This window comes from Nocardiopsis sp. CC223A, from assembly GCF_030766825.1.
Taxonomy (GTDB): Bacteria; Actinomycetota; Actinomycetes; order Streptosporangiales; family Streptosporangiaceae; genus Nocardiopsis.
The window spans coordinates 17,102-31,262 of sequence record NZ_JASFDV010000001.1; the positions used below are offsets into that span (position 1 = coordinate 17,102).

A 14,161-nucleotide genomic window follows, 5' to 3' on the forward strand; every position below is an offset into this window, starting at 1 on the left:
CCACAGGCGGCGGGTCAGGCGGTGACAAGGCGGCCCGGCGGTGACACCATCGTCCACAAAGCGCGAGGCCCCGACCCCGTGCGATTTCCGAGTGATCCCGACCCCGGCCGTCCCTGCGGGCGGTCGCCCAGGAGGTGTTCGGACGGTGCCCCCCACCCCGCGGCCGGACGGCGCGGCCGCGCGCACCTATGTCGGCTGGCGGTACGCGGTGCTGCTGCCCCCACCCGGGCCGCCGCCGCGCCGACCGACGCCGGAGGAGGCCGCCGACCCCGCCGCGGAGGCGGAGGAGGCCCGGCGCGGGGCCGCGGACCGCACCGACCGCCCCCTCTACATCGCACTGGTCGGGCTCGGCACGTTCGCCCTGCTGTGCCTGGTGCTGTGGCCGCTGCGGGTGCTGCCCGCCACCCTCGCCGTCGGCGGCGTGCTGGCCTGCGCCGCCATCACCGTTCCGCTCGTCACCGCCCTGGTGCAGAGCCGCCGGGTCGCCGCCCAGCGGCTGGAGCTGGTCCGGGAGCGGCTGGCGGCCGAGCGCGCGGCCCGCGAACGCGAGCTGCACGACCGCCTGGACGGGCACGCCCGCGCGCACACCGCCTGGCAGGCGGCCTGCCGGGCGTTCGAGGCCCAGCCGCTCTGGCACGGGGTCACCGCCCCGCCCGACACCGACGCCGTCCTCGTCGTCGGCGGGGCCGACGCCGGCTGGTCGGCGCTGCTCACCACCATCGGGGTGTCCCGGCTGCGCGAGGGCGGCGACCTCACCGTCGTCGACCTCACCGGCCACTCCGTCACCCGCGACCTGGTCCGGCTGGCCCGGCGCTGCGCCGTGGCCCCGCGCCGCTGGGTGCTCCCCGCCGACCTGCCGAGCATGACCCTGGGCACCGACCTGGACGCCGGGCAGCGCGCCCGTATCCTCTCGGCCGTCGCCGCCGCCTCCGGGGGCGCCGACGACCCCGACGCCGACGAGACCCTGCTGCTGCGGCTCATGGAGGTGCTCGGCCCCCGCGCCGGGATCGCCGAGCTGATCGGCGGGCTGCGCGCCCTCATCACCCCCGAGGACGACGCCGCCGAGGACGACACGGCGCTCGCCCTGCTCACCCCCGACCAGCGCGCCCGGGTCCGCGAACGCTGCGCGGACGACCCCTGGGAGCGGGCCTGGGAGCTGGAGCGCCGCCTCTCCCCGTTCGAGGCGGTCGGCACCCGCGCGGAGGAGGGCGAGTACGCCCAGGTCAAGATCATCTCCACGGACCGGGCCTCGGGCGAGGTCGCCGCCCGGGTGTACGGCACCTACGCGGTGGCGGCGCTCAGCGAGCTGCTGGAGGTGCCCGGCGGGCCGGGGGCCTCCCGGCGACCGCGCGGCCCGCGCGGGCGCACCGTGGTGGTGTGCGGGGCCGAGACCCTGCCGGAGGGCGAGCTCGACCAGGTGCTGTCGGCGGCCGGGGTCGGCGGTGTGGAGGTCGTCCTCATGTTCCGCGACGCCGTGCCCGCCGCCCTGGACCGGTTCGCCTCCCCGGGCCGACTGCCCGTGGTGATGCGCCAGGAGACCCGGGGCGGGGCCGCCGCCGCGGCCACCGTGATCGCCGCGGCCGAAGCCGGCGACCTGGCCCTGCACCGGCTCACCGAGACGGTCGCGGAGGAGGTGGGGGACACCGCCATCACCCCGGAGGAGGACCCCGGCGCCGAGGTGGTCGCCGACGACCGCTACTTCGCCTCCCCGCACACCGAATCGGGAGCGGTCATCCGCAACGCGGCCGCCGCCGTCACCCCGCTGGACCTGGTCCGCCATGTGAGATCGGCCACGGTGTGGGGGGAGGCGACCTCGTCCCAGGAGTGGGCCGCCACCCCGCTGGACGCGGAGGGCGACGCCGACCGCCACACCCGCCCGATCGTCCCCGACGCTGAGACGCTGCTCGCCCTTCCGGCCACCGCGGCCGTGGTCCTGGGCCCCGACGGGCCTGTCCTCACCGACACCAATCCGGGTATTCTCACCCTGTCCACAGCAACACTGGCCACAGTGGACGACTCCCGGACCAGCGGTGACGAAAGCGACGGCGCGCCCGGACAGGCCGTGGGGGATCGTGACCGGCCGGAGCCGGTCCGGCCCCGTCTCCTCCCGCCCGCCGCCGTCCCCGACACGCCCGCCGGGACCGCCCCGGCACCCGCGGGGAGCGACGGCGCACCGGGCCGTGTACCGCCCAACCTCGGGCCACCGCCGGAGCGGCTGGACTGGCGGGTCCGATAGCCGATGGACAATAGTCTTGGCCCGACACATCGCCCGCCGCCGCAACGCATCGGCGCAGGTGATCAAGCGATCGTGGAGAACAAATGAGCGAGCTTCCCTTGCGCGCCCAACTGGCATCGGTACTGGGGAGGAGTGCGGCCGGCCTGTCCCGTGCCACGGGCCGCGGTGACGGCTCCGTGATCGGCGGCAAGATCGCGCTCAAGGTCGAACCCGACCTGCTCGCCAAACTCTCCAGGGGCCGCAGGCTCGCCCTGGTCAGTGCCACCAACGGCAAGACCACCACCACCCGGCTCATCTCCCACGCGCTGCGCGAGCTCGGCGACGTCGCCACCAACGAGCACGGCGCCAACATGCCGACCGGGCACATCACCGCGCTGTCCAACAACCGGGCCGCCGTCAACGGCGTCTTGGAGGTGGACGAGAAGTACCTGCCGCAGGTCCTGGTCGCCACCCGGCCCGCGTTCGTGGTCCTGATGAACCTCAGCCGGGACCAGATGGACCGCGCCTCGGAGATCAACCTCCTCGCCAAGCGCTGGCGCACCGCCCTGGGCAAGAGCGACACCCACGTCATCGCCAACGCCGACGACCCGCTCGTCGCCTGGGCGGGCATGGGCGCCCCGCAGGCCACCTGGGTCTCCGCCGGGCAGCGCTGGAAGGAGGACTCCTGGTGCTGCCCCGAGTGCGGCGGCCACCTCCGGCGCGACGAGGACCCGCACTGGGCCTGTCCCGAGTGCGGGCTCGCCCGCCCGCAGACCACCTGGGGCACGGACAACGGCTCCGACGTGCTCCTCACCCCGGAGGGGCGGCGCATCAAGCTCCGCCTCAACCTGCCCGGTGACGCCAACCGCTCGAACGCCGCCATCGCCGCCGCCACCGCGGCCGGGTACGGCCTGCACCCCGAGCGCACCGTGGAGCTCCTGCGCGAGATCACCTCGGTCGCGGGCCGCTACACCTCCGTGGTCACCATGGGCGTGGAGGTCCGCCTGCTGCTGGCCAAGAACCCGGCGGGCTGGCTGGAGTCCTTCGCCGTCCTGGACCCGCCCACCACCCCGGTGATCCTCTCCGTCAACGCGCAGATCCCCGACGGCAAGGACACCTCCTGGCTGTGGGACGTCGACTACACCGTCCTGCGCGACCGCCGCGTGTTCGTCATGGGCGAGCGCCGCACCGACCTGGCCCTGCGCCTGGAGACCGACGGCGTGCGGTTCGAGGTCGCCGACCGGGTGGACGAGGTGCTGGCCAAGCTGAAGGCCGAGCAGCCAGGCCTGACCAAGGTCGACCTCATCGCCAACTACACGGCGTTCCAGCAGATCCGCACGGCCTACGGCCGCGTCCAGTAGGAGACACCCATGACGAACACCAGCGCCCTGCGGATCGTGTGGATCTACCCCGACCTGCTGAGCACCTACGGCGACCGCGGCAACGTCCTCATCCTGCAACGGCGGGCCGAGCTGCGCGGTATCCCCACCGAGATCGTGCACGTCCACTCCAGCGACCCGGTGCCCGAGCAGGGCGACATCTACCTGCTCGGCGGCGGTGAGGACCGCCCGCAGATCCTGGCGGCCGACCGCCTGCGCGCCGACGGCGGCCTGGCCCGAGCCGCCGCCCGCGGCGCCTGCGTCTTCGCGGTCTGCGCCGGCTACCAGATCATCGGCGAGAGCTACGGCGACGACGAGGCCAACCCGTTGCCGGGCATCGGCATCCTCGACATCCGCAGCGGCCGCGGCCAGACCCGCGCCGTCGGCGAGATCGTCGCGGACGTGGACCCGTCCCTGGAGGTGGGCCGCATCACCGGTTTCGAGAACCACCAGGGCCGTACCGCGATCGGGCCGTCGGCCCGGCCGCTGTCCACCACGGTCCGCGGTATCGGCAACGACGACCGCACCGAGGGCGCCTACCAGGGCCAGGTGCTGGGCACCTACCTGCACGGCCCGGCGCTGCCGCGCAACCCGCAGCTGGCCGACCTGCTGCTGCGCTGGCGCGTGGGGCGGTTGGCCCCGCTGTCCCCGGCCTGGGGCGAGCGCCTGCACGAGGAGCGCCTCGCCGCGGCCCTGTCCTGACGGACACCGCACGACCACGAACGGCCCGGCGGGCACCTCCGCCGGGCCGTCGGCGTTCCCGTGGGCCGTCCGTTCTCCGCAGGCCCGGCCGCCGGACTCGGCCTCGGGACGGTTGCGGCGGCCTCCCGGTCGATGTGCGGCCGGTCTGGCCTCTGGTGTCCTGATTCGTTCGTAAGCGGTGCCAGATACCCCAGCCGTGGGGAACGGGACTGTCAGAGAACGGACACGTGTTCCGCGGCCCTGCGACAATCTCCCGGCGGGCGGGCGGCGCGCCCGGGACCGGTTCCGCGCGTATGGGCGGGGCGGGCGGCTAGGGTCGCCCCCATGAAGGCGATGGCGTTGCAGCAGTACGGCACGGAGGACTCCCTGCGGGAGACGGAGCTGCCCGAGCCCAAGGTGGCCCCGGGCGAGGTCCTGATCGGCGTGCGGGCGGCGGGGGTCAACCCCGTCGACTGGAAGCTCGCCGCCGGTGGGCTCGACCCGGTCATGGAGGCCGGGTTCCCCATGGTCCCCGGATGGGACGTGGCCGGGGTGGTCGAGGCGGTCGGCTTCGACGTCCCCGAGTACCGGGTGGGCGACGAGGTCTTCGGTTACATCCGCAAGGACTGGGCGCAGAACGGCGCCTACGCCGAGCGGGTGTCGGCGGGTGTGCGCCTGCTCGCCCCCAAACCGGCGTCGATGACCTGGGCGCAGGCGGCCGGTGCGCCCCTGGCGGGCCTCACCGCCCTCCAGGCGATCCGCCGGGTGGAGGTCCGCGAGGGCGACACGGTGCTGGTCCACGCGGCGGCGGGCGGAGTGGGCTCCCTCGGCGTGCAGATCGCACGGGCCCTGGGCGCCCGCGTCCTGGGCACCGCGAGCGAGCGCAACCACGACTTCCTGCGGTCGCTGGGGGCGGAGCCGGTGGCCTACGGCGAGGGCCTGGTGCGGCGGGTCCGTGCGCTGGCCCCCGCCGGGGTGGACGCGGTGCTGGACTTCGTCGGCGGGGGTGCGGCCGAACAGAGCCTGCCCCTGACCGGCGGCGCGCAGCGGGTGGTCTCGATCGCCGACGCGGAGGTGCAGCGGTTCGGCGGCCACTACCTGTGGGTGCGGCCCTCCTCCGAGGACCTGGTCGAGCTGGGCGGCATGGCCGAGGCCGGGGTGCTGACCGTGCACGTCGAGCACGAGCTGCCGCTGACCGAGGCGGCCCGGGCGTGGCGGCTGAGCAAGGAGGGACGGACCCGCGGAAAGATCGTTCTGACCGTTTGATTCCTGTTTGTCAGAAAACGGGCGGAATGAACGAAGTATGTTCTGTGTCACACAGGCATGGATGCCAGTGACCGCCGACGGGGGTCGCGCGGCGTACTCCGCGCCGCCGCGATCCCCGTCGCGGTGTTCATCGCCGCAACGGGCTGTGTCGCGACCGTGGCCGCCCTCACCGCCTCCCCGCTCTCGACCGTGCGGGTGACCGTGGGCGAGGAACCGGCCCCGCGGGCGCAGGACCCCGACCCGCCTGCCGCCGGGGCGGAGGAGTCCGGAGAGCCGCGGGCACCGACCCCCGAGCCCGGCGGACCCGACCCGGACGCAGCCGACCCGGAGGCCGAAGAACCGCGCGAGCCCGCCGCGCCGCAGTCGCCCGAGAGCGGACAGGACACCGCCGGTTCGCACACGGCGGACGTCCCGCCGGAGTCCTTCAACGGTGCCGAGGTCTACCACCACCCGTTCGGCGTGGTCGTGGAGCTCTGTTACACCGACTCCACCATCACCGACGGGATGGGATCCCACGCCGCCGCACCGGACGGGATGGAGTACCTCATCTACCGGCTCAACGTCACGAACCTGGGCGAGGGCCCGGCCGTCTTCGACCCGGTCGACTCCTACGGCGTCAGCACCGACGGCACGGTGTACCCCAGCGACCTCGACGCGGAGGTCACCGTGGCCTGGGACTACTTCTGGGGTCCCATCGTGCCGGACGAGACCGTCACCACGCACATCCTCTTCCTCGTCCCCACCGGGACCGAGATGGCCGAGGTCATGGTGGACGGCCTGAGCCCGCTCACCCCGAACTGAGCCCGCCCCGGCCGACCGCCTCCCGCACGCCCAGCAGCCACAGCACCCGGTCGTAGGCGCACAGGTGGTACACCACCAGCACCCCGGCGAACGCCGACGCCGCCGGCACCGCCCCGGCGGCCGCCAGCGCGGCCGCGGAGCCGAACAGCACCGCCCACTCCACCAGCAGCCGCACCGGCCGGGGCACCGGAATCGGGGCGTCGCCCGACCGGGACGGGTCGCCGGGGACCGCGAACACCCCCCACACCGTCGCCGCCAGCAGCGGCACGGCGAACGGCGCCGACCAGCGCAGGTCCGGCAGCAGCAGCCACACCGCGCAGCCCAGCGCCACCAGGGCGGTCAGCTCCAGCAGCAGCCGCACCACGAGCATCCACGGTCTCTGGGACACTGCCTCTCCTCTCTGGGGGGAAGGGAAGGTAAGGCCCCTGGCCAGGGGAGCCGGGAACTAGCGGGGGCGGCGGCGCAGGTCGATCTTGGCGTTGGCACCGGTGTCCGGGTCCACTACGACCTCCTGGCCCGCGGCGATCCCCTCCACCAGCAGATCGGCGTCGGTCGGCGCGGACCGCTTGACGACTCCCAGTGCGATCGGCCCCAGTTCGTGGTGGCGGGCCGAGGTGCCCACCCGCCCGACGGTGCGGCCGTCCAGCTCGATGGGGGCGCCCACCGTCGGCAGCCGCTCGGCGGTGCCGTCCAGGTGCAGCATGACCAGCCGCCGCGGGGGACGGCCCAGGTTGTGCACCCGGGCCACGGTCTCCTGGCCGGGGTAGCAGCCCTTGTCCAGGGCGACCGGCCGCCCGTCGCCCACCCAGTCCACCTCGTGCGGGATGGTGCGTTCGTCGGTGTCCAGCCCCGGGCGCACCCGGTGGTACTCGATCCGGTGCGCCTCGAAGGCCCACATCCCGGCCGGGCGGGTCCCGGCGGCCGTCAGCGCCTCGGCGGTCTCCACCAGTCGGTCGGCGGGCAGGAACAGATCGGTCCCCTCCGGCGTGACGCGCACCGGCACACCGTCCGGGGCGACGGAGCCGAGAGCCTCCGCGGTCTCGGGGCCCACCAGGGTCAGCACGGCGCGCTCCCCGCTCAGGTCCGCCACCTCGACCCGCAGCATGAACCGCATCGAGTCCAGGAACTTCGCCAGGGCGGCGCCCTCCCCGGGCTCGGTGTGGATCCACGTCGTGGTGCCGTCGTCCACCAGCGACAGGTGGTGGCGCAGGTGCCCCTGCGTGTCCAGGACCAGCGCCTCGGTACCGCTGCCGGGGGCCAGCCCCCGGGTGAGCTGGCTGGTGAGGTCGTTCAGCCAGGTGAGCCGGTCGGGGCCGGTCACCGTCACCACGCCCCGGTTGCTCCGGTCCACCCACGCGCTCGCCCGCTCGACGGCCCGGCCCTCGTGGGCCGGGTCGCCGTAGTGCGCGGCGACCCCGGAGTCGGGGGAGTCGGCGCCCACGGCGCCCGGTGTGCTCAGCAGCGGCGAAGTCATACCCCGAGACTATCCATCCGCCGGGACGACCGAAAACAAGCCTCTGAACTGCGGTTTCTTCGGCAGAAAAAACATTTGCCCCGAGGGTCCCGCAGAACGTACCTTCGGTGTCACGCAGGAAAGGAGGTGGTCCAGAAGATGAAGTCTTTTAGGACTGGCGAGGTGGCCGTCCGCTAGGACGAGCTCGCGTTCGCGCGACGTTCGTTCGCAGCGAATCCCAACGGACACCCGGATCCCGGGCCGCCGGAAATGGTCCGACCGGCCCCGCCCACACCGGCGGGAAGCGGCCCGGGGTCCGTCTCTTCATGCCAGGACCCCGGCGCCGGGTGCCGCCGGATCCCGTTACCGGTTCTCGGCGCCCTTGCCGACCTGCTTGAGCTGGGCCGACATGTACGAGCGCAGCGAGTGCCCGCGCGCCGCCAGGTCCCAGGCGTACCCCAGGGTCTCCCGGTTGTCGCCGAACAGGCCGTAGAGCCGGTGCGAGGCCGTCACGTCCAGGCCGGTGGAGGTGTGCAGCACCGCGTCCGTGGCCATCTCGACCCGGTTCGCGAACACGTTGCCCGCGTACGATTCGAGGAAGCCCTCGTTGTGCGTGATGAGCACCTCCAGGTGGACGACCGGAGCGCCCTCCTCGCGGTCGGCCGCGTCCTCCTCCGACAGCGCCCGCCAGTAGCCGGACTCCTCGGTGACCAGGTCGCCCAGGGTCCCGTCCGCGTTCATCCGCCAGGCCGAGCTGCGGTATTCGAGGTAGGGCAGGTTCGGCCGGTGCTCGAACACGATCTCCTGGCCGAACTGGAACTCCTCCTCGTCGGCGTAACCGGCGACGCCGACACCCTCCCAGCGGCCGAGCAGGAAGGACAGTTTCGCCAGATCGGCGTGTACATCAGCGTGCATGACATCAGAGCGTAGCGGTCCGCGGAGGCGGGGCGGCCACCGCCATTCCGGGGTAGCCGACTGGACATGCCCAATTGGCCCCGCTTTCTCGGAGAACTGGTAAAGATGGTGGGCGACGCGGTGTGTCCACGGGGCGTGTCGACCCGCCCGCGTCCTTACCTCCGAAGCACATCAAAGGGGCGGCCTGTGTTACTGGTGATCGGTTCTGTGCTGCTCGTGGCCGCACTGGTCCTGCTCCCGCTCACGGCCCTGGCCCTGCGCCGCTGGCGGCGCCAGCTGGGCCTGGCCAGGCTCGAACCGGCAGCCCTGGCGGCCCGCGACGGGCAGCGCGTCACCCTCACCGGGACCGCCGCCCCCGGCCCCGCCGGAGCGGTCTCCTCCGGGCTGGCCGGCGTGGAATGCGTCTGGCACGGCCACGAGGTCCTGCGTCACTACCTGCCCCTCCAGCAGGAGGGCGCGGTGCAGGAGCGCACCTGCGACTCCATCGCCGACTACGGCTCCGACGACCTGTTCGGCCTGGTCGCCGAGGGCCGCCCGCTGGACGGCGACCGGATCTTCGTCGACCCCCGCGACGCCCCCCGGCCACGGGAGGCCGAGCTGTGCCTGAAGCGCGTCGTGGGCCGTCCCCAGCCCGGTGTCGCCTCGCCCGCCGACGACCTGCTGCCCCGGGTCCGCGGGCGCATCTCCGGGGTGTTCCGCGGCGAGACCATCGAGTTCGAGTACCGCGAATGGGTCATCCGGCCCGGCGCCCGGATCCGCGTCACCGGTGAACTGCGGGCCCGGGACGGCCGCATCGTCCTGACGGCCCCGCGCGACGGCGCCCTCACCGTCGAACACGGTGTGGCCGAACGGTCCGAGCACACCTCCCCGCGCCGCCGCGAGGCGCTGCTGGTCACGATCGCCTTCGCGGTGACGGCCCTGTCCGGGGTGCTGCTGGTCCTGCTGGGACTGTGAGCGCCCGATAGGCTGACCGCCATGCCCCCTTCCCTAGTGATCAAGGTCACGGCCGGCGCCGACGACCCCGAACGCTGCAACCAGGGTTTCACCGTCGCCGCCACCGCCGTGGCCTCCGGGGTGCCGGTCTCCCTCTGGCTCACCGGCGAGGCCGCATGGTTCGCCGTCCCCGGCCGCGCCGAGGAGTTCTCCCTCCCGCACGCCGCCCCGCTGGCCGACCTGCTGGCCGCCGTCCTAGCGGCCGGGAGCGTCACCGTGTGCACCCAGTGCGCGGCCCGGCGCGGCCTCACCGAGGGCGACCTCATGGCGGGGGTCCGCATCGCCGGGGCCGCCGCCTTCGTCGAGGAGATCACGGCCGACGGTGCCAGGCCCCTCGTCTACTGACCCCGTCCTGGCGGCCGGGAGCGTCACCGTGTGCACCCAGTGCGCGGCCCGGCGCGGCCTCACCGAGGGCGATCTCATGGCGGGGGTCCGCATCGCCGGGGCCGCCGCCTTCGTCGAGGAGGTCACCGCCGACGGTGCCAGGCCCCTCGTTTACTGACCCCGTCCTGGCGGCCGGGAGCGTCACCGTGTGCACCCGGTGTGCGGCCCGGCGCGGCCTCACCGAGGACGACCTCATGGCGGGGGCCCGTATCGCCGGGGCCGCCGCCTTTGTCGAGGAGATCACCGCCGACGGCGCCAGGCCCCTCGTCTACCGACCCCGGTACCGGTCCCCGGACATGACGGTGCCCGCGCCCCCCGGGGGGCGCGGGCACGGGAAACGGTGGGTGCTACTTCTTGCCCTGGTTGGCGACCGCCTCGATGGCGGCCTCGGCCGCCTCCGGGTCGAGGTAGGTGCCGCCGGGGACCTTCGGCCTGAACTCGTCGTCCAGTTCGTACACCAGCGGGATGCCCGTCGGGATGTTGAGCCCGGCGATCGTGGCGTCGTCGATCCCGTCCAGGTGCTTGACCAGCGCGCGCAGCGAGTTGCCGTGCGCCGTCACCAGCACGGTCCTGCCCGCGGCCAGGTCCGGCACGATCTCGTCGTACCAGTACGGCAGCGCCCGGTCGAGCACGTCCTTGAGGCACTCGGTGCGCGGCAGCAGCTCCGGCGGCAGGTTCGCGTAACGGGCGTCCCCGGCCTGCGAGTACGGGTCGTCGTCGGCGATCGGCGGCGGCGGGGTGTCGTACGAGCGGCGCCAGATCATGAACTGCTCGTCGCCGTACTCTTCGCGCGTCTGCGCCTTGTCCTTGCCCTGGAGGGCGCCGTAGTGGCGCTCGTTGAGCCGCCAGCTGCGCCGCACCGGCAGCCAGTGCAGGTCGGCGGTCTCCAGCGCGAGGTTCGCCGTGCGGATCGCCCGCTTGAGCAGCGAGGTGTGCAGGACGTCCGGCGCCAGGCCGGCATCCTTGAGCAGCTCGCCGCCGCGGCGCGCCTCGGCTTCGCCGACGGCCGACAGGTCCACGTCCACCCACCCGGTGAACAGGCCCTTCGCGTTCCAGACACTCTCACCGTGTCGGAGCAGTACCAGAGTTCCCATGGGGCAAAGCCTAGTGCCTGAGGGTGAACGCACCCCGGCCCGGGGGAGGCCGTATCGCTTCGGACCCCCGTGCCGCTTCGGCCCGCCCGGCGTCCGCCGGCGCCTCGCCGTCGTGTTCAGCCCGTGTGGTCCTCGGGGGCGAGGTGGGCGAACGCGCGCAGGTTGCGCATGTCGTGGCCGCGTTCGGCGCGCCAACGCCACTCCTTGCGGATCGCGGAGGCGAACCCGCGTTCCAGCGCGCCGTTGAAGTTCTCGTCGGAGTAGGTGAGCACACAGCCCAGCAGCCGGTCCACCTCGTCGGGGGTGACGCCCGCCAGCGGCAGCCGCCCGCGGATGTACACGTCGCCGACCTCGTCGGCCGCGAACGCCATCCCGTACATGCCGGAGTTCTTGCCCATGAGCCACAGGTAGAACCCGGCGTGGTTCTCGTCCGGCCGGCGGCAGAAGAACGAGGTGAGGGTGAGGCTGTGCGGCCCGGCCTCCAACCACACCAGGGTCTTGAGCTTGGCCGTGCCCGGCAGGGTCACCAGGAACGACCCCTCCCGGGGGCGCTCCACCTCCAGCCCGGACTCGGCCACCGCGAGGGTGATCGCCTCGATCGCCGCCGTGCGCGCCGCTCGTTCTCCCACGTCGTTCCGTTCCTCCCGTTACCGCGCCGCGCGTCAGCGCGCGGCGGCCAGCGACAGCCCCGCGGGCACCGTGTAGGGGGTGACGCTCGCTCGGTACACGTCGAGCAGGTCGTCCACCGTCCGGTCCCAGCCCAGGGTGGCGGCGTGCGCCGGGGCCGCCTCGGCCAGCCTGTCACGCCGGGCGGGCTCGGTGATCAACCGGTGCAGCACCGTCGCGTAATCCGCCGGGTCGTGTCCGTCCACCAGGACCCCCGACCGGTCGCCGACGGCCGTGGTCAGCCCGCCGACCCGGGCCGCCACCACCGGGGTGCCGCAGGCCTGCGACTCCACCGCGACCAGTCCGAACGACTCCGAGTGCGAGGGGACGACCGTCGCCGTGGCCGCCCGGTAGTAGTCGGCCAGGCGCTCGCGCGACTGCGGCGGCTCCATGCGGATCACGTCGGCGACACCCAGCGAGCGCGCCAGGTCGGCCAGCATCCGGGGTTCGCGCATGCCGCCGCCGGACAGCCCGCCGACCACGCCCACGACCAGGCGGGAGCGCAGTGACGGGTCGCGTTCGATCAGGTGGGCGGCGGCGCGGACGAGCACGTCCGGGGCCTTGAGGCGCTGTACCCGGCCCACGAACAGCAGCAGCTCGGTGTCCGGCGCCAGCCCGATCCGCTCCAGCGCGGTGCGGCGCGGCCCCGGGGTGAACACCTCCAGGTCCACACCCGGCGGGATCACGCTGATCTGGTGGTCACGGGCCCCGTAATGCTCCTTGAGCTGGCGGGCCTCGTCGTAGGTGTTGGCGATGAGCCGGTCGGCCTGGTGCACCAGCTGGTCCTCGCCGTGCACCCGCGCCTCCGGCTCGGGCAGGTCGCCCTCGGCCAGGGCGGCGTTCTTGACCCGCGCCATGGTGTGCATGGACTGCACCATCGGCACGTTCCAGCGGCGGGCGGCGGCCACACCGGCCTTCCCCGACAGCCAGTAGTGGCCGTGCACGAGGTCGTAGCGGCCCGGCTCGTGGTCGGCCTCGGCGCGCAGCATCCCGAAGATGAACGGGCACAGGTGCTCGGCGAGGGTGTTCTTGTCGAGGTGGCCGTAGGGTCCGGCGGCCAGGTGGCGCACGGACACCCCCGGCGCGAGTTCGACGACCGGCGGCAGGTCGGGGGAGGCCGCCCGGGTGAACACGTCGACGGCGACGCCGCGCTCGGCCAGCCGCCGGGCCACCTCGACCACGTAGACGTTGAGGCCGCCCGCGTCGCCGGTACCCGGCTGATCCAGCGGAGAGGTGTGCAGACTGACCGTCGCCACCCGGGACGGAAGCGCCGCAGATCCACCCACGGGAACGATTCCAGACACCGCCGGTCCTCTCAGGTCGTGTTCACACCTTCGTCATCAACAGCGACGAAGGTACACAGTGTTCCTGAGCGGATGGTCCGAGGGGGCGGGTGTTGACGGCCCGGATCCTAGGGTGTAATGGTCCAGCCCGACACCAGGAAGTCGACCGTCGCGGGCAGTGCGGGCCCCCACGGGTCGACGGCGCGGGACCCGGAGTGATCCGTGTCCGGGGTGCCGGTGGCGACCGTCATACCGCGCTCGGCCAGGGCGTCGGCCAGCGGTCCGGTGCCGTCGCCGACCAGCAGGAAGCGGGTGGCCTCGGGTTCGGCGACCTCGCCGTCGGCCGGGTTCCAGAGCACCGCCTGGGAGACCTCGGGGGAGGCGGCCGCGGCCGGTGCCGCGTCGCCGACGCCGCCGACCGCGCGCAGGGTGCGCGGGCGCGCGTGGGCGCCCTCGACCGCGCGCACCGCGGCGCGGGTGAGGACGGTGGGCGCCCCGTCGGTGCGTTCGGGCACGGCGACCACGAACTCCACGCCGGTGCGGCACATCTCGCGGTCCAGCGCGGCCCGGGTGTCGTCGTCCACGGCGCCGCGGTGGTCGGTGTCCGACCCGTGCAGCAGGTAGAGGACGGGCAGATCGGCGCTGTCGGGTCCGACCGGTCGGCGTATCCACAGCTCCCGTTCGCCCGTGGGCGCGGTCTCGTCGGGGATCGTGGCGACCTCGGCCGGTGCGGACTGGACGCAGGCGGAGACCTGGCCGGGACGGGGGAGCGGGGCGGGCAGGCCCTCGTTCCGCGGCGGCAGCAGCGCGCTGCCCGCCAGAGCCGGGTCGGGGCCCAGGTGGGCGCCGACCCGTTCCACGAGTCCTTCGGGGGGCAGGGCGGCGAGCGCGCCGGCGGCCACGGCGACCAGGCCGGAGGAGACGAGCACGAAGGCGCGCTGGGAGAACGTGGAGAACACCGGTGGCCTCGGAGGGGCTCGGGGGTCAGGGACATCCCGTCGAAGAACCAGGGACGTCACTCATGGTAATCG

Annotated in this window: 14 protein-coding genes and 1 pseudogene; 8 read left to right on the top strand and 7 right to left on the bottom strand. The window is 73.8% G+C overall.

Annotated elements, in window-relative coordinates; translation table 11 throughout:
• Positions 1 to 208 precede the first annotated feature (208 nt).
• The 5 genes from QJS33_RS00095 to QJS33_RS00115 all read left to right on the top strand — a co-directional run bounded on the left by QJS33_RS00095 (position 209) and on the right by QJS33_RS00115 (position 6,342).
• On the top strand, positions 209 to 2,236 hold the full coding sequence (locus QJS33_RS00095; RefSeq protein WP_306365894.1) for a hypothetical protein: 2,028 nt from the start codon (positions 209 to 211) through the stop codon (positions 2,234 to 2,236).
• A gap of 83 nt (positions 2,237 to 2,319) precedes the next feature.
• Positions 2,320 to 3,576 carry a MurT ligase domain-containing protein gene (locus QJS33_RS00100; RefSeq protein WP_306365726.1) on the top strand — a complete coding sequence of 419 codons (1,257 nt, stop codon included), beginning with the start codon at positions 2,320 to 2,322 and terminating at the stop codon, positions 3,574 to 3,576.
• A gap of 9 nt (positions 3,577 to 3,585) precedes the next feature.
• Positions 3,586 to 4,296, top strand: a complete 711-nt coding sequence (locus QJS33_RS00105) for a type 1 glutamine amidotransferase (protein WP_306365727.1) — start codon at positions 3,586 to 3,588, stop codon at positions 4,294 to 4,296.
• A 324-nt stretch (positions 4,297 to 4,620) separates the two neighbouring features.
• Complete coding sequence (locus QJS33_RS00110; protein WP_306365728.1) at positions 4,621 to 5,541, top strand: NADP-dependent oxidoreductase; 921 nt, start codon at positions 4,621 to 4,623, stop codon at positions 5,539 to 5,541.
• A gap of 57 nt (positions 5,542 to 5,598) precedes the next feature.
• The gene (locus tag QJS33_RS00115) at positions 5,599 to 6,342 is read left to right on the top strand and encodes a DUF4352 domain-containing protein (RefSeq protein WP_306365729.1); all 744 of its coding nucleotides are present in this window, start codon (positions 5,599 to 5,601) and stop codon (positions 6,340 to 6,342) included.
• Here QJS33_RS00115 and QJS33_RS00120 read toward each other — a convergent pair.
• The 3 genes from QJS33_RS00120 to QJS33_RS00130 form a co-directional block, all read right to left on the bottom strand.
• A complete protein-coding gene (locus tag QJS33_RS00120) occupies positions 6,329 to 6,730 on the bottom strand; it encodes a DUF2568 domain-containing protein (RefSeq protein ID WP_306365730.1) in 402 nt (133 codons plus the stop codon). The genes QJS33_RS00115 and QJS33_RS00120 overlap by 14 nt on opposite strands.
• A 57-nt stretch (positions 6,731 to 6,787) precedes the next feature.
• Entirely contained in the window at positions 6,788 to 7,816 is a 1,029-nt protein-coding gene (locus QJS33_RS00125; protein ID WP_306365731.1) for a folate-binding protein YgfZ, read from the bottom strand.
• A gap of 342 nt (positions 7,817 to 8,158) precedes the next feature.
• Complete coding sequence (locus tag QJS33_RS00130; protein WP_306365732.1) at positions 8,159 to 8,710, bottom strand: FABP family protein; 552 nt, start codon at positions 8,708 to 8,710, stop codon at positions 8,159 to 8,161.
• Between the two features lie 186 nt (positions 8,711 to 8,896).
• Between QJS33_RS00130 and QJS33_RS00135 the strand changes: the two genes are divergently transcribed.
• The 3 genes and pseudogenes from QJS33_RS00135 to QJS33_RS00145 form a co-directional block, all read left to right on the top strand.
• Complete coding sequence (locus QJS33_RS00135; protein WP_306365733.1) at positions 8,897 to 9,664, top strand: GIDE domain-containing protein; 768 nt, start codon at positions 8,897 to 8,899, stop codon at positions 9,662 to 9,664.
• A gap of 21 nt (positions 9,665 to 9,685) precedes the next feature.
• Positions 9,686 to 10,048, top strand: coding sequence for a DsrE family protein (locus QJS33_RS00140; protein ID WP_306365734.1), 363 nt, complete (start codon positions 9,686 to 9,688; stop codon positions 10,046 to 10,048).
• Positions 10,047 to 10,205: pseudogene (locus QJS33_RS00145) on the top strand (DsrE family protein); the annotation flags it as partial. The gene QJS33_RS00140 and the pseudogene QJS33_RS00145, both read left to right, overlap by 2 nt.
• A gap of 229 nt (positions 10,206 to 10,434) precedes the next feature.
• On the opposite strand, the gene QJS33_RS00155 reads toward QJS33_RS00145, so the two are convergent.
• The 4 genes from QJS33_RS00155 to QJS33_RS00170 form a co-directional block, all read right to left on the bottom strand.
• Positions 10,435 to 11,181, bottom strand: a complete 747-nt coding sequence (locus QJS33_RS00155; protein ID WP_306365736.1) for a phosphoglyceromutase — start codon at positions 11,179 to 11,181, stop codon at positions 10,435 to 10,437.
• A 116-nt stretch (positions 11,182 to 11,297) separates the two neighbouring features.
• Positions 11,298 to 11,810, bottom strand: a complete 513-nt coding sequence (locus tag QJS33_RS00160) for a YbjN domain-containing protein (RefSeq protein ID WP_306365737.1) — start codon at positions 11,808 to 11,810, stop codon at positions 11,298 to 11,300.
• A 33-nt stretch (positions 11,811 to 11,843) separates the two neighbouring features.
• A complete protein-coding gene (gene mshA / locus QJS33_RS00165) occupies positions 11,844 to 13,151 on the bottom strand; it encodes a D-inositol-3-phosphate glycosyltransferase (RefSeq protein ID WP_306365738.1) in 1,308 nt (435 codons plus the stop codon).
• A 107-nt stretch (positions 13,152 to 13,258) separates the two neighbouring features.
• On the bottom strand, positions 13,259 to 14,089 hold the full coding sequence (locus tag QJS33_RS00170) for an esterase (protein ID WP_306365739.1): 831 nt from the start codon (positions 14,087 to 14,089) through the stop codon (positions 13,259 to 13,261).
• Positions 14,090 to 14,161 lie beyond the last annotated feature (72 nt).